The organism is Amycolatopsis rifamycinica, assembly GCF_000695625.1.
Classification (GTDB): domain Bacteria; phylum Actinomycetota; class Actinomycetes; order Mycobacteriales; family Pseudonocardiaceae; genus Amycolatopsis; species Amycolatopsis rifamycinica.
This window is the reverse complement of the sequence record NZ_JMQI01000041.1, coordinates 67300-87892: the sequence shown is the minus strand read 5'-3', so window position 1 is coordinate 87892 and position 20593 is coordinate 67300. Positions and strand designations below refer to the sequence as shown.

The window sequence follows — 20593 nt, the reverse complement described above, 5'->3', positions numbered from 1 at the left end:
CGGGAACGTCCCGAAGCGGCTCACGCGAGCAGGGCTCGCCCGAAGTGGTCGTCCGGGCCGGTGACGCCCGGCAGCGCGAAGAAGTAGCCGCCGCCGAACGGGGAGATGTAGTCGGTCAGGGGTTCGTCGGCCAGGCGTGTCTGGACGGCCTCGAACTGGCGCTCGAGGTCCTGCTGGTAGCAGACGAACAGCAGGCCCATGTCGAGGTTGCCGTTGCTGTCGACGCCCCGGTCGTAGTTGACGGCGCGGCGCAGGATGCGGCTGGCGCCGGTCTCCGGCGTGCGCGGGTTCGCCTTCCGGATGTGGCTGGTCAGCGGGATGACGGAGCCGATCGGGTCGTCGGCGTAGCGGGGGACGTCGGTCTCCGCGGTGCCGTCGAGCGGAGCGCCGGTGTCACGGCGGCGGCCGAACATGTTCTCCTGCTCGGACAGCGAAACCCGGTCCCAGAACTCGACGAGCATCCGGATCAGCCGGATGACCTGGTAGCTGCCGCCGTCGGCCCAAGCGGGTTCGCCCTTCGTCCACACCAGACCGTCCAGTTCGGACTCGGTGGGGTTGGCGGTGCCGTCCTTGAAGCCCATCAGGTTGCGCGGGGTGCCTTCGGGTCGTGGCGGCGAGGTGAAGCCGTTGAGCTTCCAGCGCAGCTGCATGCCGCCGCGGGTGGCGCGCGCGATGTCCCGCAGGGCGTGCAGGACGGTGTCGGTGTCGTTCGCGGACAGGATCAGGCTGAGGTCGCCGTGGCACTGGGCCGGGTCGAGCGCGTCGTTCGGGAACGTCGCCATCGGCTTCAGCTTGGCGGGCTTGAGCTTGGTGAGGCCGTACCGGTCGTCGAACAGGCTCGCGCCGACGCCGAGGATGACGCCGAGGTCGCTGCCGGGCACGACCGGCCCGAGCACGCCGGAGTCGGCGGGCGGCGCGGTGATGCCGAGCGCGGCCGGGGCGCCGCCGGCGGTGAGGAACCGCGCCCGGTCGGTGATGGCGCGGAAGAGCTCGGCGAGTTCGGCTTTGGACTCGGCGACGGCGTCGAAGGAGGCGACGACGGTCTGGGTGGGCGGCTTGCGGAGGATGGCGGCCTGGTGGGGGCCGTGGAAGGGAACGGGCGAGCTGCCGTCGGCGACGGCCGGCGAGGAAGCGCCCAGCCCGGCCCCGGCGGCCACGGTGAGGCCCGCGCCCACCGCGGCCCGGCGCAGGAAGGAGCGGCGGGGGAGGTCGGTCATGAGACCCTCCTCGGCTCGGTGATCGCCGCGATCGGGGCCAGCAGCTCCGTCAGCTCGCTCACGTCCGCGTTCAGCTTCTGCCGCTGCTGCCGGCTCAGCTCCGCCGGGCGGAGCCAGGTGCCGTCCGGGCGGTGGGCCGCGTCGAGCGCCGTCCGCGTCCGGTCCAGCCAGGTGTCCACCTTGGACAGCTGCGGGTACCGGGGTGTCAGCAGCGGCCGCAGGACCTCCAGGACCGCGCGGGTGCCGTCGAGGTTCGCGCGGGCCGTGGCGAGGTTCGTGCCGCTGCCGTAGTCGGTGCGGCCGGTCAGTTCGAACTGCAGCGTGTTCTCCATGATCTCGTGCGCGCGCAGCCCGAGGTCGTTCCCGTCGACCTGGCTGTCGGCGAAGGACGTCCGCAGCGCGCGGGCGTCGGTGTCGAGCCGGTCGGCGACGGCGGCCAGCGCGGCCAGGTCCTCGCCGTGCCAGAGACCCTGCTCGAGGCGGTGGAAGCCGGTGAACTCCGGGCCGGCCGGGAGGCCGTTGATGGCGCCGTCGGAATCGCCGAACGCGTCGTAGGCCGCGCCCAGCCGCTCGTACGTCAGGTGGGCGGTCAACCAGGCCGCCTGGCTCGCCGCGCGGTCGCCGCCGTGGACGGTGTTCTTCAGCGCGCCGGTGTTCGCGACCAGCTCGTCGAGACCCGCCGTGACATGCTGCTGGTAGGCCTTGAGCGGCCCCAGCAGGTCGTCGTGCGTCACCGGCGCGACGCCCGGCCCGGTCCGCTCGGCCCCGCCGGTGATCCGCACCGCGGGCCCGACGATCGCGCCCGCGTCCTCGGGCAGGCAGCGGAACGCGTAGTCGCCGTTGCCCAGGTTGACCCGCAGGGGCCGGGTCGTCGCCGCGCCGAGGCCCTCGACTTCGCCGTAGATCACGCCGGTCGCCGGGTCGATCAGGTCCACCTCGGCCGTCACGGACCCGGTGTTGTGCAGGCGGAAGGTCTGCGGCCCCGGCTTCGGATCCGTCCAGCCGGTGCCGCACGCCGAGCGCGAGACCGCGATTTCGGGGTCGACGGCGGCCGCGTGGTCCGGCCGGACCGCCACGACGGCGGCCGCCGCGGCGGCCACGACCACGGCCGCCACGATCCAGCGGGTACGCACTGACCCCGGCACGCCTGTTCTCCCGTCACTCGATCGGACCATCACCGGTCACGGATTATGCGAGCCTAACGCCCGGAAAACCGCATCGGATCCTGGCGAACGAGCGAAATTCACCCGGACTTCAGCCGGGCGCCCACGAAACGGGGAGGATTCAGACGTTTCCCTGTGTCAGAAGTGTCAGATCTGTCGGATTTGGGGAAATCGACCGGTTGGTCGGGTCACGGCAGGGGCGAGCCGGTCTCCATCAGCGTCTTCAGGCTGGACAGCAGCGCGGGCCAGCCCTGGCCGCACATCTCCAGCGCCGTGCTGCCGGGGTCGAAACCGTCGTGGAGCACGGTCAGCTTCACCATTTCCCCGTGCGGTTCGATGGTGAACGTGACCCGCGAGCGGCTTTCGCCCCGCAGTTTCTCGAGCGTCTCGTCGTCGATTTCGTTGGCCTTCGCCCAGTCCGCCGTGAAAGCGTGCCATGTGTAGGACAGCCTTCGGTGGGATTCCGATTCGAGCACGACCTGTTCGGGATCGATCGTTTTCGCGCCGCGCTCGGTCCACGTCATCGGCGAGCCCTTTTTCCAGTCGGTTTCGAAGGAGACGCCCCAGTACCGGCTCGTGAAAGCCGGATCGGTAAGGGCTTGCCAGAGCTTCTCCGGCGTGGTCGCGATGTAGGTGGTGTACGCGAAATCGTTCATCGGTGCGGACTCCAGTGCTCGTTTGAGATCGGCCAGCGCGCCGGCCCGCCGCCGGTCGTAGCGGGTCATCCAGCGCTCGGCGATCGCGTTGATCGGCGCGGCGTCGAGGTGGTGCAGCTTTTCGCGGCCGCGCCGGGTGGTGGTGATCAGCCCGGCCGCCTCGAGCACGGCCAGGTGCTTGCTCACCGACTGGCGGGCCATGTCCAGCCCCGCGCACAGCTCGCGCAGGGTCTGGCCGTTGCGCACGTTCAGCGCGTCCAGCAACCGGCGGCGGCTGGGATCGGCCAGCGCCTTGAAGACCTCGTCCATCGCGCCTTCCCCCGTGACATGCAGCCGTCCGGCTGCCTTTTTGACGATAGGCAGCCGGACGGCTGCATGTCAACCGGGGATCAGCGGAAGCGGATCACCGTGATGCTCGCGAGGACGAAGAACACGAGGACGGCCAGCGTGCCGGTCTGCCCGCCGGACGACCGGGTCACGACCTGGTCGACGGCGCCGGTCAGCCGCACCCCGCACTCGGCGACCACGGTGTGCCGCCCGGCCTCGATCCGGGTGAACTCGATCGGCGCGGTGAAGGCGCCGGAGTTGTCGGTGAAGGCGGTGCCGACCTCGGCGCCGCCCGAGGTCAGCGTCACCATCCGGCTCGGCAGGCACCCCTTCCCGGACGCCGACAGCGGCTCGCCGGGCTTGATGCTCGGCCGGTCGAGCACCAGTTCGCCGGGCTTCGGCACGGTGCTGGAGGTGGTGGGCGTGCCGGGCGTGGCCGGCGGGGTCGTCGACGTCGGCGGTGTGCTCGGGGTCGGCGGCGGCGTGGTGGTGGTGACCGGCGTGGCCGGGACCGTGGCCGGGCCCGGCCGGGTCGGCCGCGTGGTCACCGGCGGGGGCGGCGTGGTCGTCACCGGCGGCGGGGGCGTGGTGGTGGGCGTGGCGGTCACGGTGAACCGGCTGCCCGCGCTCAGCGGGCCGCCGGTCCGGGCGTTGGTGCACGTGCCGGTGACCGGGTAGGTGCCGGGCTGGGCGCCGGCGGGCACCGTGGCCGCGACCGTGCCGCTCGTCTGCTGGAGCGTCGTGTTCGCCGACCACATCGGCGTGCCGTTCCAGGAAAAGGTGACCGGTCCTTTGCACGGGTAGAAATTCCAGGAAATGGTGAAGGAACTTCCCGCCTTACCGCTCGACGGTTTCAAACCAACCGACGACGTGTATTGTGCGTTGGCCGTTCCCGCCGCCGTGAGCAGAAGCAACGTTCCGGCCACGGCGCCGAAAAACAGCCGAACCACGAATCGCATTGGGACGTCCCTCCCCGGTGTGTGCTCGCTGTAGCATTCCGGACCAGTCGGATAACGCAAGTAGGGGATGCCCAATGGGACGTGTCATCGCGGCGGGGGTTGCGTTGGGTTTGTGCGCGGTGCTGCTGGGCGCCGCTCCACCCGCGGTCGCGGAGTCCGCGTCGCTGCGGCTGCAGGTGTCGATCGACCAGCGGCCGATCGAGGACGCCACGGTCCCGATCGATCCGGCGAACCAGGTCGAACTGCAGGTCGTGGCGACGAACCCCGGCACCGCGCCGGTGAAGGTCCGCAGCGTGCGGCTGTCCGGCGTCGCACTGGCGTTGACGTTCTTCGCCTACGACACGACCGCGCCGTTCGAGGTGCCGGCGCGCGGGTCGGTGTCCCGGACGTTCGTCCTCGACCTCGGTGACCTGGCGGGGCAGGCGACCGGGCTGCTGCCGTCGTCGGTCGAGCTGCTCGACGGCGGGCGCGTCACGCTCGGCGAAGCGACGACGGTCGCCGACGTCCGCGGCTCCTTCTGGTCGGTGTACGGCGTCTTCGGGCTGGCGATGCTCGCCCTGACGATCCTGGCCTGGGTGACCGCGCTGCTCGCGCTGGCCCGGCACCGGCTGGCGCCGAACCGCTGGCGCCGCGGCGTGCGGTTCCTGCCCGCCGGGTTCGGCACCGGCCTGGTCGCGGTGATCAGCCTGTCGGTGCTGCGCCTGGTCCCGCCCGAGCCGGCGATCGAGATCCCGGTGGTGCTCGGCGCGGCGGCGATCGCGTTCCTGCTCGGCTACCTGACGCCGCACCCGGCGCCGCCGTCGGTCACCGAAAGTGACACCACGGTGCAGCTCCCGGTCCCGTCCACGCAGGAATTCACCCGATGAGCGCACCGGCCGAGCTGGTCGCCGCCCTGCCGCAGTACGACATCGGGGAGTCGATCGGCGAGGGCGGCATGGGTGTCGTGTTCGCCGGCGTGCACCGGACGCTGGGCCGCAGCGTCGCGATCAAGCAGCTGCCGTGGGACGTGCTCAACCACGCGGCGAGCAGCGAGCTGTTCGACCGCGAGGCGCGGGTGCTGGCCAGCCTGGACCACCCGCACATCGTGCCGGTGTACGACTACGTGCGGACCGGCCGCGAGCACCTGCTGGTGATGGAACGCCTCGACGGCGGGACGGTGCACAGCCGTTTTCACGGCGGCGGCGTCAGCGGCGAGCAGGCGTGCGCGATCGGGCTGGCGATGCTGGCCGGGCTGCACGCGGCGCACCGGGCGGGCGTGCTGCACCTCGACGTCAAGCCGCGGAACCTGCTGTTCAGCACGCAGGGCGTGGTGAAGGTGGCGGACTTCGGCATCGCCAGGGTGATCAGCGAGGGCGCCACGTTGGTGACGCACGGTGGCGAGATCCTCGGAACCCCGGCGTACATCGCGCCGGAGCAGGCGATGGGCAACGCGCTCAGCCCGGCGGCCGACGTGTACGCGGCGGGGACGGTGCTGTACGAGCTGCTGTCGGGCCGCTTGCCGTTCGACAACACCCGCGGCGCGATCAGCATGATGCGCCAGCACATGTTCACCGACCCGCAGCCGATCGCCGGGGTGCCCGCGCCGATCGCCGGGGTGGTGATGCGCAGCCTGGCCCGCGAGCTGGAGGCGAGGTACCGCGAGGCGGAGTCCTTCGCGGCCGACCTGGCCGCGGCGGCGACGGTGGTGTACGGGCCGGGCTGGCTGGAGCGGTCCGGGGTGCCGGTGCTGCACCTGACACCGCGGGTGATCTCAGGCCTCAACTCGGCGACGGTGCCGTCGCCGCCGGGTGAGGCCCGCACGCGGCCGGTGTCACGGCCCGGAGCGACGCTGGTGGGTGCGCCCCCTGAGCTGGGTGACCCGGGATGGGGTGGCGCTGGGCCAGGGGAGGCGACCGGTGCTGGGCCAGGCGGTGTGGCCGGTGGTGGGGCGGGTGGTGCGGCCGGCTCCGGCCGGCCTGCGGGTGCGGCCGGTGCTGGGCCGGGCGGTGTGGCGGGTGCGGCCGGTTCCGGCTGGCCTGGCGATGCGGCCGGTGCTGGGCCAGGTGGTGGAGCAGGTGCCGGGCCGGCCGGCTCCGGGTGGCCGGGTGGGCAGGCGGGCCCGGGTGCTGATGCGGCGGGCTCGGGGTGGCCGGGTGGGCAGGCCGGCCCCGGTGCTGATGCGGCCGGTGCCGGGTGGCCGGGCGGTTCCGCGTCGGACGGTTCCGCGGCTTCCCAAGCCGCCGTCGTGTGGTTGCGGCTCGCCGCCGCCGCGGCTGCCGTTGTTCTCGTCGTTCTCGCGCTGCTCAACCCCGCTCGGCTGCCGCACGAACCGTCGCCGCTGGTGCTCGGGGGCGCCTCCGTCGCCGCGCCGGTCGAGGTGGATCTCAGCAAGCCGCTGGTCCTGAGCGGTCTCGGCAGCCCCGGGCCGGTTGTCCTCGACCTGTCCGCCGCCGGGATTCCGCTCGGGTCCGCGGCCGCCGAGGCCAAGTCCGGCGGGAACGGCTTCACCGTCGAGCTCACCCTGCCCGCGATCGCGCGGTGGATCGTCGGGGGCGCCGTCACCGCCGATGTGCGGACCGGCTCGGTCACCCAGCGGTTCACCCTGGTCACCAGCCAGCACCCGCTGGCCAGCGCCATGGGCGCGGGCAGCCTCATCCTGGCGTTGTTCGCCCTCGCCTACCTCGAATCGGGGCTGCGGACCATCCGCAACGGCCACCGCTGGCGGGGCGCCGCGGCCGGCGGGCCCGTACTGGGCCTGCTGTTCGGCGCCGCGGTGTGGCTGTGCGTGTCGGTGTTGCGGGTGCACGAGCCGTCGCCGGGGTTCGGGGCCGGGTGTGCGGTGGCGGGGGCCGTCGCGGCCGGGCTGGTCGTCGCGGCGGCGCGGCGCCGGGCGTCCACAGTGGTCAGTCGACCATCCGGACGGTGACGTGCGGGCTGTAGCTCTTGCGCCGGTTCCACCCGTGTTCGGCGCACAGGCTCAGCTGGATGGCGCGGTCGGCGGGCGCCCAGTAGCCGGTGCGGACGAAGTAGCCCTCCATCGTGTTCAGCGCGCCGAGCGTCTTGCGCGCCGAGCACATCTCCCAGCCCCACTGGCGCCCGGTCTTCTCGACGCCGTTGCGGCGCACGGAGATCCGCGGGTTGCCGACCGCGCGGATGGCCGCGTCGCCCTCGGTGACGTACACGACGCCGTCGATCTTGTAGAACCGGTTGTTGTCCAGCAGGGACACCTGCCCGGAGAGGGCGATCCCGACACGGGCGCCTTCGTCGCCCGTGAGCGTCCAATCAAGACAGAATTCCTGGACCGGGAGTTCCAGCGACTGGGTCATGACGAGTTTCCCCTGTTCTCACTGAGCGTCCCTTCCAGAAGATAGGGATTTTCCGGACGCCGGGAAGAGCTGCGGGCGATCTTCACCCGATGCGGTTCCGGACGTCGGATGCCTTGCCGCGCATGGGTTTTCAGGCGATGGGGTGACACGGGGCACGGCGGGTGACGACCGGCGTTCCGGCCGGGTGGTCTTCGGTGCGCGGATGGCTGGCCGTCACTGTCCGTGAGGTAAAGGAACCATTACCTTCGCTGGGACGTTGGCGGGGCATGAGCGAGCCCACTGTGATCGAGCTCGGCCGGCGCGACCTGCTCGTCGTGGCGGGGTTGCCGGGAGCCGGCAAGACGACCATGCTCCGCCACGCCGCCACGCCGCCGCGGGGCTGCCGGTACTGGACTCCGATCAGGTGCGGGAGCGGCTCGGGGCGGTGGTTCCGCCGGCCGTGCCGTACCGCTGGTACCGGCCGGCGGTGCACGCGTGGCACCGGGTGCGGATCGTCGGGCACGCGCTCGGCGAGGACGGGCCGGTCGTGGTCCACGAGCCGTCGACGCGGGCGTCGACCCGGGCGCTGCTGGCGCTGGTCGGGGTGGTGAGCGGGCGGTCGGTGCGGTTGCTGTTCCTCGACGTGCCGGCGGAGGTCGCGCTGGCGGGGCAGCGGAGCCGGGGGCGGGTGGTGCGCCCGCGGTCGTTCGCGCGGCACGTCCGGCGGGTGGGCAAGTGGCGGGAGGAACTGCTGGCCGGGCGGGTGCCGGTGGGGTGGCGGAGTGTGCAGGTGATCGATCGGGCCCGGGCGGGCCGGACCCGGCTGGTGGCCGAGGACCTGGTGCGGTGTTGAGCCGAGCCTCGTTCGTCTCTCGCGTGGGGCGTCGTGAGTGCTGAGGCCGGTCAGAACCCGCCTTGACGCTCACGGCCGCGCGGGGCGCGGATTGCTCCCTTTTGGTCTGGACAACTCCGGTATTGGTCCAGACAATTGAGGTCTTCCCTCGACTGGAGGACCCGATGAGGTGTTTCCGACTGTCCGCGGCCCTGGCCGCCTTCATGCTCGTGCTCTCCGGGCTCGTCGGCGTCCCCGCCGAGGCCGCCAACCTGCTCGCCAACCCCGGGTTCGAAGCCGGGTCCCTGTCCGGGTGGACCTGTGCCAACGCCACCGCCGTGACCACTCCCGTCCACTCCGGCGGTCACGCCCTCGCCGGCACACCCGTCGGGGCCGACTACGCCCAGTGCTCGCAGAGCGTCTCCGTTCAGCCCAACACCACCTACACCGTCTCGGCCTGGGTGCGGGGGAACCCCGTCTACCTCGGCGTCACCGGTGGGCCCTCGACCTGGTCCGGGAACTCGAGCGCCTACAACCAGCTGCAGCTCAGCTTCACCACCGGTACCCAGACCTCCGCCCAGCTCTACCTCCACGGCTGGTACGGCGCCGGTACCTACTACGCCGACGACGTCGTCCTCGACGGGCCCGGTGGGAACACCCCCGGCACGCCGAGCACTCCCGGTACTCCGCAGGTCACCGCGGTCACCGCCGGTTCCATCGCCCTGAGCTGGGGGGCGAGTGCCGGTACCGTCACCGGTTACCGCGTCTACGAAGGCGCCAACGCCGTCGCCACCGCAAGCGGAACGAGTGCCACCGTCTCCGGGCTGAAAGCCTGCGAGACCCACAGTTACTCGGTCGCCGCCTACAACAGCGCCGGTGAATCGCCGAAGAGCGCTGCCGCGACCGGCAGCACCAGCGGGTGTGCCGACACCGGCCTGCCGAAGCACGCCCTCGTCGGGTACCTGCACTCCAGCTTCGCCAACGGCTCCGGCTATGTCAGGATGGCCGACGTCCCCGCGGCCTGGGACATCATCGATCTCGCCTTCGGGGAACCCACCTCCGTCACCTCCGGGGACATCCGCTTCACCCGGTGCCCCGTCTCCGAGTGCCCGAACGTCGAAAGCGACGCCGACTTCGCCGCCGCGATCAAGGCCAAGCAGGCTCAGGGCAAGAAGGTGCTGATCTCCATCGGCGGGCAGAACGGCCAGGTCCAGCTCACGACCGCCGCCGCGCGGGACAAGTTCGTCAGCTCCGTGTCCGCCATCATCGACAAGTACGGCCTCAACGGGCTCGACGTCGACTTCGAGGGGCACTCGCTGTCGCTCAACGCCGGGGACACCGATTTCCGCAACCCGACCACGCCCGTCGTCGTCAACCTGATCTCCGCGCTCAAGGCGCTCAAGGCCAGGTACGGCTCGGGCTTCGTGCTCACCATGGCGCCGGAAACCTTCTTCGTGCAGGTCGGCTACCAGTTCTACGGCGGCTCGGGCACCGGGGACGCGCGGACCGGTGCCTACCTGCCGGTGATCCACGCGCTGCGGGACTCGCTCACCGTGCTGCACGTCCAGGACTACAACTCCGGCCCGGTCATGGGGCTCGACAACCAGTACCACACCATGGGCGGCCCCGAGTTCCACATCGCCATGACCGACATGCTCAAAGCCGGCTTCAGCGTGGCGAACACCGGGCAGTTCTTCCCCGGCCTGCGCCCGGACCAGATCGCCGTCGGGCTGCCCGCCGCCGTCAGCGCGGGCAACGGCTTCACCTCGCCCGCCGATGTCCAGACGGCGGTGAACTGCCTGGTCAAGGGCAGTGGCTGTGGCTCCTACACGCTGCGCGGCGGGACCTCGCCCGCCCTCCGGGGGCTGATGACCTGGTCGATCAACTGGGACAGGTACTACGGCTGGGAGTTCCAGAACAGCCACGAGCCGTTCCTGAACGCCCTGCCGTGAGCGCGGCGGTGTGCCCCGCCGCCGCGGTGGGGCACACTGCTGAAGTGAAACCGGCTCAGGGCGAGTCCGTGCTCAGCCGCGTCGTCCGCATCTTCGAAACCTTCGGGCCGGACACGCCCGCGTTGCGCGTCACCGACATCGCGCGGCGTGCCGACCTGCCCGTCGCCACCGCGTCGCGGCTGATCGAGGAGCTGGTCGGGTACGGCTGGCTGCGGCGCGATCCCGACCGGCGGGTCCGCGTGGGCGTCCGGCTGTGGGAACTGGCGTCCCGCGCGTCGCCGACCCTCGGGCTGCGCGAGGCGGCGATGCCGTTCATGGAGGACCTGCACGCCGTCGTCGGGCACCACACGCAGCTCGCGGTGCTGGAGGACCGCGAGGTGCTGTTCGTCGAGCGGCTCTCCGCACCCGGCGCGGTCCTCAACGTGACGCGGGTGGCCGGGCGGCTGCCGCTGCACGCGTCGTCGTCCGGGCTGGTGCTGCTCGCCCACGCGCCCGCCGACCTGCAGGAACAGGTGCTGGCCGGCCCGCTCCCGGCGTTCCGTCGCACGACGCTGACCGAGCCGGCGCGGCTGCGCCGGTTCCTCGCCGACGTCCGGCGGACCGGCTACGCGTTCTGCGCCGGCTTCATCGATGAAGAGGCCACGGGCATCGCCGTCCCGCTGCGGGGACCCGGCGGCGACGTCGTCGCGGCGCTTTCGGTGATCGTGCCCAACGACCGGGCCGCGCGGACGCAGATCCCGGCGCTGCGGGCCGCGGCCCGCGGGATTTCGCGGGCGATGGGGAATTCCTCTCAGTGAATGAGAATATGCTGGTGGCGGCCGGGGCCGCCGATCCATGCTCGGGCTCTGTCGCGGGAAAGGACGTTCGAAGTGCGCACCCAGGTCGTCATCGTCGGCGCCGGCCCGGCCGGGCTGCTGCTGTCCCATCTGCTCGGCCTCGAGGGCATCGAGTCGGTGCTGCTCGAACGGCAGACCGCCGAGTACGTCCAGGCCCGCATCCGGGCCGGCATCCTCGAGGCGGGAACGGTCGAGCTCCTGCGCGACGTCGGCCTCGGCGCCCGGCTCGACGTCGAGGGCATGGAGCACCGCGGCATCCACCTGCAGTGGCCGGAGAACCGCCACCACATCGACTTCACCGACCTCATCGGACGGTCGGTGACGGTGTACGGCCAGACCGAGGTGACCAAGGACCTGATGGCGGCCCGGGAAAAGGCCGGCCGTCCCGCGTACTACTCGGCCGCCGACGTCACGCTGCACGACGTCACCGGGAAGCCGTCGGTGACCTTCGCGGACGAGTCCGGTGCGGCGCGGCGGATCGACGCGGACGTCGTCGTCGGCTGCGACGGGTTCCACGGGCCGAGCCGGGCGTCGGTCCCGGAGCCGCGGGTCTGGGAGCGGACCTATCCCTTCGCGTGGCTGGGCGTGCTGGCCGACGTGGCGCCGTCGACCGACGAGCTCATCTACGCCTGGCACCCGGACGGGTTCGCGATGCACAGCATGCGCTCGCCGCGGGTGAGCCGGTTCTACCTGCAGGTCGCGCCGGACGAGGACATCGCGCGGTGGAGCGACGACCGGATCTGGACGGCGCTGTCCGAACGGCTCGGCGTCGCGGGGTGGACGCTGGAGACGGGGACGATCACGGAGAAGAGCGTGCTGCCGATGCGCAGCTTCGTGACGACACCGATGCGGCACGGGAACCTCTACCTGGCCGGGGACGCGGCGCACATCGTGCCGCCGACGGGGGCGAAGGGCCTCAACCTGGCGGTGGCGGACGTCGCGCTGCTGGCGCGGGCGTTGACGGCGTCGTTCCGCGGGAACGACGACCTCGTGGACGCGTACTCGGAGACGGCGTTGCGCCGGGTCTGGCGCTGCACGCACTTCTCCTGGTGGATGACGTCGATGCTGCACCGCCACGGCGACGACTTCGACGCCCAGCTCCAGCTCTCGCAGCTCCAGCGCACGGTGACTTCGCCGGCCGCGAAGACCGAGCTGGCCGAGAACTACGCCGGCTTGCCGTTGTAGCGCCGGGGAAGCCGGACGGTGAACGTCGTTCCGGTGTCCACTTCGGACTCGACGGTCACCGTCCCGCCGTGGGCCTGCACGAGGTGGCGCACGATGGCGAGGCCGAGCCCGCTGCCGCCGGTCTGGCGGCTGCGCGACTTCTCGGCCCGCCAGAACCGGTCGAACACGTGCGGCAGGTCCGCGGCGGCGATCCCGGTCCCGGTGTCCGCCACCGCGAGCGACACCTCGTCCACAGTGGACGAGACGTGGATGGTCACCCGGCCGCCGGCCGGTGTGTGCCGGATCGCGTTGGTCACCAGGTTGCCGACGACCTGGCGCAGCCGCACCGGGTCCGCTTCCAGCGCGCAGTCGCCGGTCGTGTCCACGGCGAGCGTGACCCCGGCCGCGGCGGCGCGGTCGGCGTGCGCGGCGGCGACGTGGCCGGCCAGCTCCGCCGCGTCGGCCGGCTCCGGGTGCAGGCGCAGCTGCCCGGCGTCGGCCGCGGCGAGGTCCTGCAGGTCGTCGACGATGTGCTGCAGCAGCACGGTTTCTTCGAGCAGTGACGCGCTCAGGGCCCGGTCGAACGGCAGGTGCCCGTCCTCGGCGGCCTCCAGCCGGCCGCGGATGACGTTGAGCGGGTTGCGCAGCTCGTGGGCGATGTCGCCGACCATCGCCTTGCGCTGCTCCTCGATGCGCTCGCGGCGCGCCGTGAGGTCGTTGAACGCGGCGGCGAGGTAGCCGACCTCGTCGCGGGACTTCACCGGCGCCGGCCGGTCCTGCTGCGCGGCCTCGGTCAGGGCCCGCAGCGGGCGGGACAGCCGGCGCGCGACGAGCGCGGTGAGCGCGACGGCCAGCACCAGCACGCCGCCGGTCACGGCGAGGATCCGGGTGAGGTTCTCGCGGGACAGCGTGAACGTGGGCAGCGGCGAGCCGCCCGGGCCGAGCGTGAACAGCAGCGCGGGCGGCGCGACGTACGGCGTGAGCTGCTCGCGGCGGGACGCGTCGAGGCAGCCCTGGACGGGCCGCTGGTCGGGGACGTCGAGGACCTGCAGGTCGAGGTCGATCTTCACCTGCCCGCCGCCCTGGTCCTCCAGGCAGCGGTTGACCGCGTCGTTGAGGCTGATGAGCGCGGCCTGCTCGGTCGGCGTCGGTTCGGCCAGCTCGAAGAGCAGGCACTTGCCGGCGTAGTAGCGGGCGGTGAGCGCGTCGAGCCCGGTGAGCAGCGGCCGCCCGCTCGGCGAGTCGCGCACCTGGCTGGGCAGACCGAGCGAGGCGAGGCAGGCGGCGGCCTTCGTGGCCAGCGAGGTGAGGCGGTCGCGTTCGGGGGGCGGCAATCTGAACGGGCCCACCGCGCGCGGGTCGATGCCGCTCGTCCCGGCCTCGGGCAGCAGCACCGGGTCGACGTGCAGCGGGTCGACCGACGCGGTCGCCTTCACCGGCAGGGTGACCGGCGCGCCGCCGGAGTCGCCGAGGACGCGCCGGTCGAGGGTGGTCAGCACGACCCGGCGGCCGGTCTGCTCCGACAGCGTCCGCAGCCGGGGGCCGACCTGGTCCCACGTGTGGTTCACCGCGGCGAAGCCGAGCAGCTCGGTGTAGATCGTCGCGTCGCCGGAAAGGGCCTGGCCCTGCTCCTGCTGGATCGCGCGGGTGGTGGTCTGCACCGCGAGCCAGGCGGTCGCCGCGATGGAGGCGAGCGCGATGAGCAGCGAGACAGCGGTGAGCCGGACGACGAGGCTGCGTCGCCGCGGGAAACGCCTCGGGCTACGCGCCATCTTCCGCCGTCAGCTTGTAGCCCACGCCGAAGACGGTCCGCAGGTAGACGGGCTTCTGCGGGTCCGGCTCGAGCTTCTTGCGCAGGTTGAGCACGTGGACGTCGATGATCCGGGTGCTGACGAACCGGTCGTCGCCGCGGGTCAGCTCGAGCAGCTGACGGCGGGTGAACACCCGGCCCGGCTGCCGGATCAACGTCTCCAGCAGCTGGAACTCGCCCGGGGTCGTCTCCACCGGACGCCCGCCGACCGACACCTCGTGCCGCACCGGGTCGAGCCGCAGCCCACCGGCCCGCAAGGCGGTGTCGGCCGGCTCGCGACGGCCGGCGGTGCGCCGCAGCAGCGTCCGGACCCGGGCCATCAGCTCGCGCGGGCTGTACGGCTTGGTCAGGTAGTCGTCGGCGCCGAGGTCGAGGCCGAGCAGCAGGTCGTCCTCGGTGGCCCGGGCGGTCAGCATCAGCACGGCGACGTCGGACTCCCGCCGCAGGATCCGGCAGACGTCGAGGCCGTCGACGTTCGGCATCATCACGTCGAGAACCAGCAGGTCGGGCCGGTCGCGCCGGGCCTCGTCGAGCGCCGCCCGGCCGTCGGGGGCCAGCACGACGGTGTGGCCTTCGCTTTCGAGGTAGAGCCGGAGAACCTCGGCCTGTTTCTCGTCGTCCTCGGCGACCAGTACACGTGCGCACACGGCGTCGAGGGTAGGCGCCCTGACACCGTTCCCACCGCATCCTGACCGGATCTTCACACCTTGGGACGGGCGACCCACTCCCGCACCACTTCGTCCAGCACCTTCAGCGGCAGCTGCCCGCCGCCGAGCACGACGCCGTGGAAGTCCTTGATGTCGAAGGAATCACCGAGCGTCTCCTCGGCGAACCGGCGCAGGCGCCGGATCTCCAGCCGTCCGGTCAGGTAGGCCAGTGCCTGGCCGGGCTGCTCGATGTACCGGTCCGTCTCGGACTGCACCTCGACCTCGCTCAGCACGGTGTGCGTGCGGAGGAACCCGGCGCACTGCTCCCGGGTCCAGCGCAGGGCGTGCAAGCCGGTGTCGACGACCAGCCGGGCCGCGCGGACCGAGTCCTCGGCCACCATGCCGAGCCGCATCAGGTCATCGGAGAACAGGCCCATTTCCTCCGCCAGCCGCTCGGTGTAGAGCGCCCAGCCTTCGCTGAAGGCCGTGATCTGGGCGACCCGGCGGAGCAGGGGGAGAGCGGTGAGCTCCTGGGCCACCGACTCCGCGAAGTGGTGGCCGGGCACGGCTTCGTGGAAGGCCACGGTCTCGGCGATGAACCGGTCGCGCGTGTGGACTTCGTGGGTGTTGGTGAAATAGGTCCCGGGCCGCGAGCCGTCGACGGCGGCCGGCAGGTAGTACGCGGCCGCGGCGGCGGGCGCCTCGGTGTCCGGCACCGCCCGCACGACGCACTCGGCGCCGGGCAGCTTCGGGAACCAGCCCGGCGCGGCGGCGGTCGCGCGGGCGACGGCGTCCCGGGCGGTTTCGAGCATTTCGTCGGCGTCGCGCCAGCGGAGGCCGGGGTCGGTGCGCAGCCGACGGCGCACCTCGGCCGGGTCGCTCAGCCCGAACACCCGGCGGCCGAGCTCGGCGTACTCGGCCTCGAGCCCGGCCAGGGCTTCGAGCCCCAGCCGGTGCAGCTCTTCGGGGGTGTGGCCGGTGGTCGTGTGCATGTGCGCGAGGGCGGCGTAGTGCGCTTCGCCGTCTTCGAGCCAGCACAGCCCGGGTTGGTCGTCGGCCCGGCCGTGCCCGGCGACTTCGGTCGCGAGGAACTCGCGGTAGCGGGCCACCGCGGGCTTCACCACCGCGGTCACCAGCTCGTCCCGGCGCGCCCCGCGGCCACCGGACAGCTGCTGGGGGAACGGCGTCTCCTGCGCGAGGAACCGGTCCAGGATCCCGAGCGCGTCGTGCACCAGCCGGTCGACCGGGGCCCGGCCGCCGCGCTGGCGTTCGGCCAGTGCTTCGTAGAAGGCGGGAAACCCGGCCAGCCGCGCCAGGAAATCCTCCTCGGCCCGCTCGCCGACGGGCTCGAGCTGCGGCAGGAAGGCCAGGTGCATGACCCCGGCGGCGCTCAGCGGGAAGGCGAGGGTGTGCTCCACGAGCCGGGCGTCGATCCGGGCGAGCACGGCTTCGGCCTGGTGGACGACGACTCCGAGGGTCACGTGGTCGGGATCCGCCGAGGCGCGGGCCCTGTCGAGGATGCCGGCGGCCCGGGCGCGCAGCCGTTCGTGGCCGGCTTCGCTGGGATCGGGCAGCTCGGCGTCGTGCCCGGGAATGCCGTCGAAGGTCGCCTCGAGAGGGGAGAAGGCGCCGAGGACGTCCAGGAGTTCGTCGGCGAGGGTGGTCGCTTCGGAGGTCATCCGGTCATCGTGTCGGAAACGAACCGGGCCGGGAGCGGATCGGTGAGACCGGCTGGTCTTGAAGGCCCCGTGAAGAACCTTCAAGACCTCGTCGACGAGGCGCCGTGCCACCGGCGCTCATCCGGGTTCCGTGCTCCGACTTCACCATCTCGAGTTCGGGAACCGTGCGCGACGCTGCCCGCGCACATTCGCAACCTATTCGGGGTCGTCCGCCGGAGCCAAATTCTGGTATGTACCAGTATTCCATTTCTGGTCCCCTTGTGAGGGCGCTGAACTGGAGAAACGTGGGCGTGGGGCCTTTGTGTATGGACGGTTCTTTGGACACTTCGCGTGTTTTGGACGCAAATCTCCGCCGATGCGTGCGTCGAGCCGGACCGGAGTTCGAATATCGGGGCGTTCCCGTCGGTACGGTGCCGCGTCGCGGGGAACGCCCGGTGTCGAGTGCCACCTTACGCCTGGCGTGGGATTTCGATGTCTCCGACTTCACCAACTCGACCGTTGCCCGGGCACCCGAGAGCCGGACGCCGAGAATGAGCTTCCGGGTGGATCACCAAGGGTGGTGGAGCCGTCCTCCGGTGCGGCGAAAGGCCCTGGGCACGCCTACTGGCACACCACTCCCCGACGATCGCGGTCCGGATACGTTCCGCGTTTCGGCAAGGGTGGCGCTGGCGGCCGACGAACTGACACTGTCCACGGTCGACGAGTTCCTGGCCGTGCTGCGTCTGGTGCTCAAGCGGTCGGGCTTGACCGCCGGCCAAGTGGCGGCGAAGACGTCGATCGCCCGGAGTTCCGCCTACCACCTGGTGTCGGTCTCGAGGAAAGGACTGCCCGTAGACCCCGACCAGGTCCTGCTGTTCCTGACCGGTTGCGGTCTGAGGATGGACCAGGTCGACAAGATCATGCGCGCTTGGGGGCGGATCGCAGTCGAGCGCCGCAAGCGCAGAGCCACCGGCGAGGTCAGGCCGGAGCCGGCGCCGCCTCGCGGGGGTGCGGAGGTGGGCGTCGACCGGTGCCTCGAACAGTTGCGGCTCGTCCGGGCAGCGGGTGATCTCGACAAGGCGGTTGCCTGGGCGCGGAGGTTGACACTGGCCCTGCTGGCCGAGAAAGGCGTGGAGCACGTGGCCGCGCAGTCGGTGCGCAGCGGATGAAACGAACCGGGCCGGGAGCGGAATCCGCTCCCGGCCCGGTCGCCGTCAGGTCAAGCTCGAACAGGTTCTCGCGTCAGGATCCTTCGCTCCCTGCGGTACCCACCGCACGTTGGCGAACGAAGCCTGGAACGTGCCGTCGGTGTACACCAGGAACGGGGTGTTGATGTGCTCGAAGTCCAGCCCGTTGTCGAAGCAGGACACCGGGATCTTCACCGTCGTCTTCGGGCCGCCCGCCAGGTCCGTGAACAGTTTGGTCGCGTTCACCTCGCTGAAGCACGGGTACACGCAGTGCATGCTGATCACCGTCCGGTTGGCCGGTGCCTGCTGCACCGTCGTGTCGAACTCCAGCGCCGCGTTCGCGTTGAGGTAGCCGCGCAGGTCGTTCGTGCCCGTCGGGTTCTGCATGTACAGCTGGGCCGCGCCGGCGCCCGTCCAGGTGGCCTTGAGGCCGTCGCCCTGCACGTTGACGTCCGTCGGGACCACGTTGATCTCCGTGTGGGCCGCCGTGCCGTCCGGGCCGATCACCGTGCCGCCCCAGTTCTCCGCCGAGCCGATCTGGCTGATGTACGGCGGGACGTCGGTGCGGTCGAAGATCGACAGGTCCTCCGTCGCCGTTCCGCCGCCACCGGTCGAGGTGCACGACGCCGGACCGGTCGTCTCGTCCAGCTGGCCCACCGTGACGCGCTGTCCGGTCTTCAGGCCGTAGCCCAGCTTGAACAGCGGGTCGTAGTTCGGCGACCACGGGTTGAGCGGCGACTGGCACGCGCTCTTCGGCCACGAGTAGCTCAGCGTGCCCTGGTAGCCCGTGCCGTCCTTGCCCTTGACCAGCATGTCCGCGACGCCGCCGCCCTCGGTGCCCGGCAGCCACGCGGCCACGAACGCGTCGGAGCGGTTGATCTCCTTGTTCATGTACAGCGGGCGGCCGCCGACGTACACGGTGACGACCGGGGTGCCCTTGCCGCTGACCTTGTCCAGCACGGCGAGGTCCTCGGGGTAGAGCCGCGCCGCTTCGAGCGACTTGCGGGTCAGGTCGCCGACACCCTCGGCGTACGGCGTCTCGCCGATGACCGCGATGACCGCGTCGAAGCCCTTCGGGTCGACGTTGCCGGTGGCGTCGAAGGTGACGTTGGCGTCGCCGAGGTTCTGCTTGATGCCGGTCAGGATCGACGTGGCGTTGGGGAAGTCGGCGTTCGTGTTGCCGGTGCCCTGCCAGCTCAGCGTCCAGCCGCCGGTCTGGTTCGTGATGTTGTCGGCGCTCTTGCCGACGACCAGTACCTTCGAGGACGGCTTGAGCGGCAGCACGTTGCCGTTGTTCTTCAGCAGCGTCTGCGACTCGCGGACGGCGTCACGGGCCAGCCAGTTGTCCTTCAGCGCCTCGTCGGAGTTGGCGTAGGAGCGGTCGGACGGCTTCTGCGACTCGAACAGGCCGTCACGCAGCTTGACGCGCAGGATGCGGGTGACGGCGTCGTCGATGCGCGCCATCGGGATCTGGCCGCTCTGCACCTGGGCGACGGTGTTGGTGATGAACGCCTTCCAGTCGTTCGGCACCATCACGATGTCGATGCCGGCGTTGATCGCCTGCGGGCACGAGGAGTTCGTGCAGCCGGTGACCTGGCCGATGCCGTTCCAGTCGGACACGACCAGGCCGTCGAAGCCCATCTTGCCCTTGAGGATCTGGTTCAGCGCCTTGTCGCTGCCGTGCAGCTTGCCCTCGTTGATGCCGAGGTCGGCGTTGGTCCAGCTGTTGAACGACACCATCACGGTCTGGGAGCCGGCGGCGAGCGCGCCGTAGTAGCCCTGGCCGTGGATGTTGATCATGTCGGCTTCGGAGGACGGGTTGACGCCCTGGTCCTGGCCGTTGATCGTGCCGCCGTCGCCGATGAAGTGCTTGGCGGTGGCGATCACGCCGTTGTAGCCGATGCGCTTGGTGGCGCCGTCCTGGAGGCCGTTGATGGCTTCGAAGCCGTAGGAGCGCGTGATGCGCGGGTCCTCGGAGAAGCCTTCGTAGGTGCGGCCCCAGCGGTCGTCCTGGACGACGGCGAGGGTGGGCGAGAAGGCCCAGTCCTGGCCGGTGGCGCGGATCTGCCGGGCGGTGGCGCCGGCGACGTCGCGGACCAGGCAGGGGTCGTGCGCGGCGCCGAGGCCGATGTTGTGCGGGAAGACGGTGGCGCCGTAGACGTTGTTGTTGCCGTGCACGGCGTCGATGCCCCAGATGACGGGGATCTTCGTGCGGCTGGTCTTCGAGGCGTTCCAGTAGGAGTCGGCGAGGTTCAGCCAGTCCTGCTGGGTGGCGTACTTCTTCCCGCCCGGCCACGAGCCGCCGCCGTTGAGGACCGAGCCGATGGCGTACTGGCGGACCTCGTCGGGGGTGATGGCGGCGATCTCGGGCTGCGTCATCTGCCCGACTTTTTCCTCGAGCGTCATGCCCTTGAGGATTTCGGCGATCCGCTGCTCGTCGCCGGCCTTCCCCTTGAACCGGCTGTCGACCTTCGGCCAGTCCGCCAGGGTCGGCAGGCTCTTCTCGATCCGGGCGCAGCCGTCCTTGTCCTTGGCGGGCTGCCCGATGACGGGCTGCGGCGGCTCGGCGGCCTGGGCCGGCGTCGCCTGGGCGACCCCGCCCAGCAGGCTCAGGCTCATCAGCGTGACGAGCGAACTTCGGCGCGCGCGAGACCACGCGCGGGATCTACTGGCCATGGGTCTGGTCCATTCTGCGATGAACGGCGGACCGGCCGATCCTCACCGGGTGACGGGAGGCAGTCAAGGGTTTCGAATGTTTGGAGCGCCTGTTAATTCTCGACATAAAATAAGAGTCGCTCGGTGGCGCGGCCACGTTTAGCCGGTGCCGCTCTTGCGGTCAAGGGCACTGCCGGGCAAAGGTTCTGCCCGTTTGTCGGGGTAAGCTGGAACACTGGCCGGGAC

General features: G+C 71.3%; 18 protein-coding genes. 9 read left to right on the top strand and 9 right to left on the bottom strand.

What is annotated here, in order from left to right:
• Window positions 1-20: 20 nt before the first annotated feature.
• From DV20_RS19225 to DV20_RS19210, 4 genes are all read right to left on the bottom strand, one after another.
• Window positions 21-1217: a Dyp-type peroxidase gene (locus DV20_RS19225; RefSeq protein WP_043782147.1), complete on the bottom strand. Its 1197-nt coding sequence runs from the start codon at window positions 1215-1217 to the stop codon at window positions 21-23.
• Window positions 1214-2350 carry an EfeM/EfeO family lipoprotein gene (locus tag DV20_RS19220; RefSeq protein ID WP_043782145.1) on the bottom strand — a complete coding sequence of 379 codons (1137 nt, stop codon included), beginning with the start codon at window positions 2348-2350 and terminating at the stop codon, window positions 1214-1216. The genes DV20_RS19225 and DV20_RS19220 overlap by 4 nt, the downstream gene beginning before the upstream one ends.
• A gap of 218 nt (window positions 2351-2568) precedes the next feature.
• A complete protein-coding gene (locus DV20_RS19215; RefSeq protein WP_043782143.1) occupies window positions 2569-3345 on the bottom strand; it encodes an ArsR/SmtB family transcription factor in 777 nt (258 codons plus the stop codon).
• 80 nt (window positions 3346-3425) lie between these two features.
• Window positions 3426-3767: a hypothetical protein gene (locus tag DV20_RS19210; RefSeq protein WP_235190881.1), complete on the bottom strand. Its 342-nt coding sequence runs from the start codon at window positions 3765-3767 to the stop codon at window positions 3426-3428.
• Window positions 3768-3786: 19 nt separating this feature from the next.
• Here DV20_RS19210 and DV20_RS46645 point away from each other — a divergent pair, with 19 nt between their 5' ends.
• From DV20_RS46645 to DV20_RS19195, 4 genes are all read left to right on the top strand, one after another.
• The gene (locus DV20_RS46645) at window positions 3787-4041 is read left to right on the top strand and encodes a hypothetical protein (protein WP_235190880.1); all 255 of its coding nucleotides are present in this window, start codon (window positions 3787-3789) and stop codon (window positions 4039-4041) included.
• Window positions 4042-4167 (top strand): hypothetical protein, encoded by a 126-nt coding sequence (locus DV20_RS47020; protein ID WP_268747433.1) that lies wholly within the window; start codon window positions 4042-4044, stop codon window positions 4165-4167.
• 229 nt (window positions 4168-4396) lie between these two features.
• Window positions 4397-5188: a hypothetical protein gene (locus tag DV20_RS19200; protein WP_084093557.1), complete on the top strand. Its 792-nt coding sequence runs from the start codon at window positions 4397-4399 to the stop codon at window positions 5186-5188.
• Window positions 5185-7227: a serine/threonine-protein kinase gene (locus DV20_RS19195; RefSeq protein WP_051736046.1), complete on the top strand. Its 2043-nt coding sequence runs from the start codon at window positions 5185-5187 to the stop codon at window positions 7225-7227. Before DV20_RS19200 ends, DV20_RS19195 begins: the two co-directional genes overlap by 4 nt.
• Here the strand turns inward: DV20_RS19195 and DV20_RS19190 are convergent.
• A complete protein-coding gene (locus DV20_RS19190) occupies window positions 7205-7627 on the bottom strand; it encodes a hypothetical protein (RefSeq protein WP_043782137.1) in 423 nt (140 codons plus the stop codon). The two genes, DV20_RS19195 and DV20_RS19190, sit on opposite strands and share 23 nt — an antisense overlap.
• A 403-nt stretch (window positions 7628-8030) precedes the next feature.
• Between DV20_RS19190 and DV20_RS19185 the strand changes: the two genes are divergently transcribed.
• The 4 genes from DV20_RS19185 to DV20_RS19170 all read left to right on the top strand — a co-directional run bounded on the left by DV20_RS19185 (window position 8031) and on the right by DV20_RS19170 (window position 12411).
• Complete coding sequence (locus DV20_RS19185; RefSeq protein ID WP_326938496.1) at window positions 8031-8459, top strand: Zeta toxin; 429 nt, start codon at window positions 8031-8033, stop codon at window positions 8457-8459.
• A gap of 164 nt (window positions 8460-8623) precedes the next feature.
• The gene (locus DV20_RS19180) at window positions 8624-10390 is read left to right on the top strand and encodes a chitinase (protein ID WP_043782135.1); all 1767 of its coding nucleotides are present in this window, start codon (window positions 8624-8626) and stop codon (window positions 10388-10390) included.
• Window positions 10391-10434: 44 nt separating this feature from the next.
• Window positions 10435-11187 (top strand): IclR family transcriptional regulator, encoded by a 753-nt coding sequence (locus DV20_RS19175; protein WP_043782132.1) that lies wholly within the window; start codon window positions 10435-10437, stop codon window positions 11185-11187.
• A 72-nt stretch (window positions 11188-11259) separates the two neighbouring features.
• Window positions 11260-12411 carry a 4-hydroxybenzoate 3-monooxygenase gene (locus tag DV20_RS19170; protein WP_043782129.1) on the top strand — a complete coding sequence of 384 codons (1152 nt, stop codon included), beginning with the start codon at window positions 11260-11262 and terminating at the stop codon, window positions 12409-12411.
• Here DV20_RS19170 and DV20_RS19165 read toward each other — a convergent pair.
• From DV20_RS19165 to DV20_RS19155, 3 genes are read right to left on the bottom strand one after another with little or no spacing between them, the layout of a single operon-like run.
• Entirely contained in the window at window positions 12390-14162 is a 1773-nt protein-coding gene (locus DV20_RS19165; protein WP_043782127.1) for a sensor histidine kinase, read from the bottom strand. The genes DV20_RS19170 and DV20_RS19165 overlap by 22 nt on opposite strands.
• On the bottom strand, window positions 14152-14847 hold the full coding sequence (locus tag DV20_RS19160; RefSeq protein ID WP_043782125.1) for a response regulator transcription factor: 696 nt from the start codon (window positions 14845-14847) through the stop codon (window positions 14152-14154). Before DV20_RS19160 ends, DV20_RS19165 begins: the two co-directional genes overlap by 11 nt.
• Window positions 14848-14900: 53 nt before the next feature.
• Entirely contained in the window at window positions 14901-16526 is a 1626-nt protein-coding gene (locus DV20_RS19155; protein ID WP_043782123.1) for a DUF885 domain-containing protein, read from the bottom strand.
• A 434-nt stretch (window positions 16527-16960) separates the two neighbouring features.
• Between DV20_RS19155 and DV20_RS19150 the strand changes: the two genes are divergently transcribed.
• Complete coding sequence (locus tag DV20_RS19150; RefSeq protein ID WP_152603737.1) at window positions 16961-17674, top strand: hypothetical protein; 714 nt, start codon at window positions 16961-16963, stop codon at window positions 17672-17674.
• A gap of 45 nt (window positions 17675-17719) precedes the next feature.
• Here DV20_RS19150 and DV20_RS19145 read toward each other — a convergent pair whose 3' ends face one another.
• Window positions 17720-20311 (bottom strand): glycoside hydrolase family 3 protein, encoded by a 2592-nt coding sequence (locus DV20_RS19145; RefSeq protein ID WP_043782118.1) that lies wholly within the window; start codon window positions 20309-20311, stop codon window positions 17720-17722.
• Window positions 20312-20593: the final 282 nt, after the last annotated feature.

Bases quoted from the DNA above. Each gene is read 5' to 3' on its own strand.
- DV20_RS19225 (WP_043782147.1), bottom strand. From the start codon at position 1,217: ATGACCGACCTCCCCCGCCGCTCCTTCCTGCGCCGGGCCGCGGTGGGC.
- DV20_RS19215 (WP_043782143.1), bottom strand. From the start codon at position 3,345: ATGGACGAGGTCTTCAAGGCGCTGGCCGATCCCAGCCGCCGCCGGTTG.
- DV20_RS19200 (WP_084093557.1), top strand. From the start codon at position 4,397: ATGGGACGTGTCATCGCGGCGGGGGTTGCGTTGGGTTTGTGCGCGGTG.
- DV20_RS19195 (WP_051736046.1), top strand. From the start codon at position 5,185: ATGAGCGCACCGGCCGAGCTGGTCGCCGCCCTGCCGCAGTACGACATC.
- DV20_RS19190 (WP_043782137.1), bottom strand. From the start codon at position 7,627: ATGACCCAGTCGCTGGAACTCCCGGTCCAGGAATTCTGTCTTGATTGG.
- DV20_RS19180 (WP_043782135.1), top strand. From the start codon at position 8,624: ATGAGGTGTTTCCGACTGTCCGCGGCCCTGGCCGCCTTCATGCTCGTG.
- DV20_RS19165 (WP_043782127.1), bottom strand. From the start codon at position 14,162: ATGGCGCGTAGCCCGAGGCGTTTCCCGCGGCGACGCAGCCTCGTCGTC.
- DV20_RS19155 (WP_043782123.1), bottom strand. From the start codon at position 16,526: ATGACCTCCGAAGCGACCACCCTCGCCGACGAACTCCTGGACGTCCTC.
- DV20_RS19145 (WP_043782118.1), bottom strand. From the start codon at position 20,311: ATGAGCCTGAGCCTGCTGGGCGGGGTCGCCCAGGCGACGCCGGCCCAG.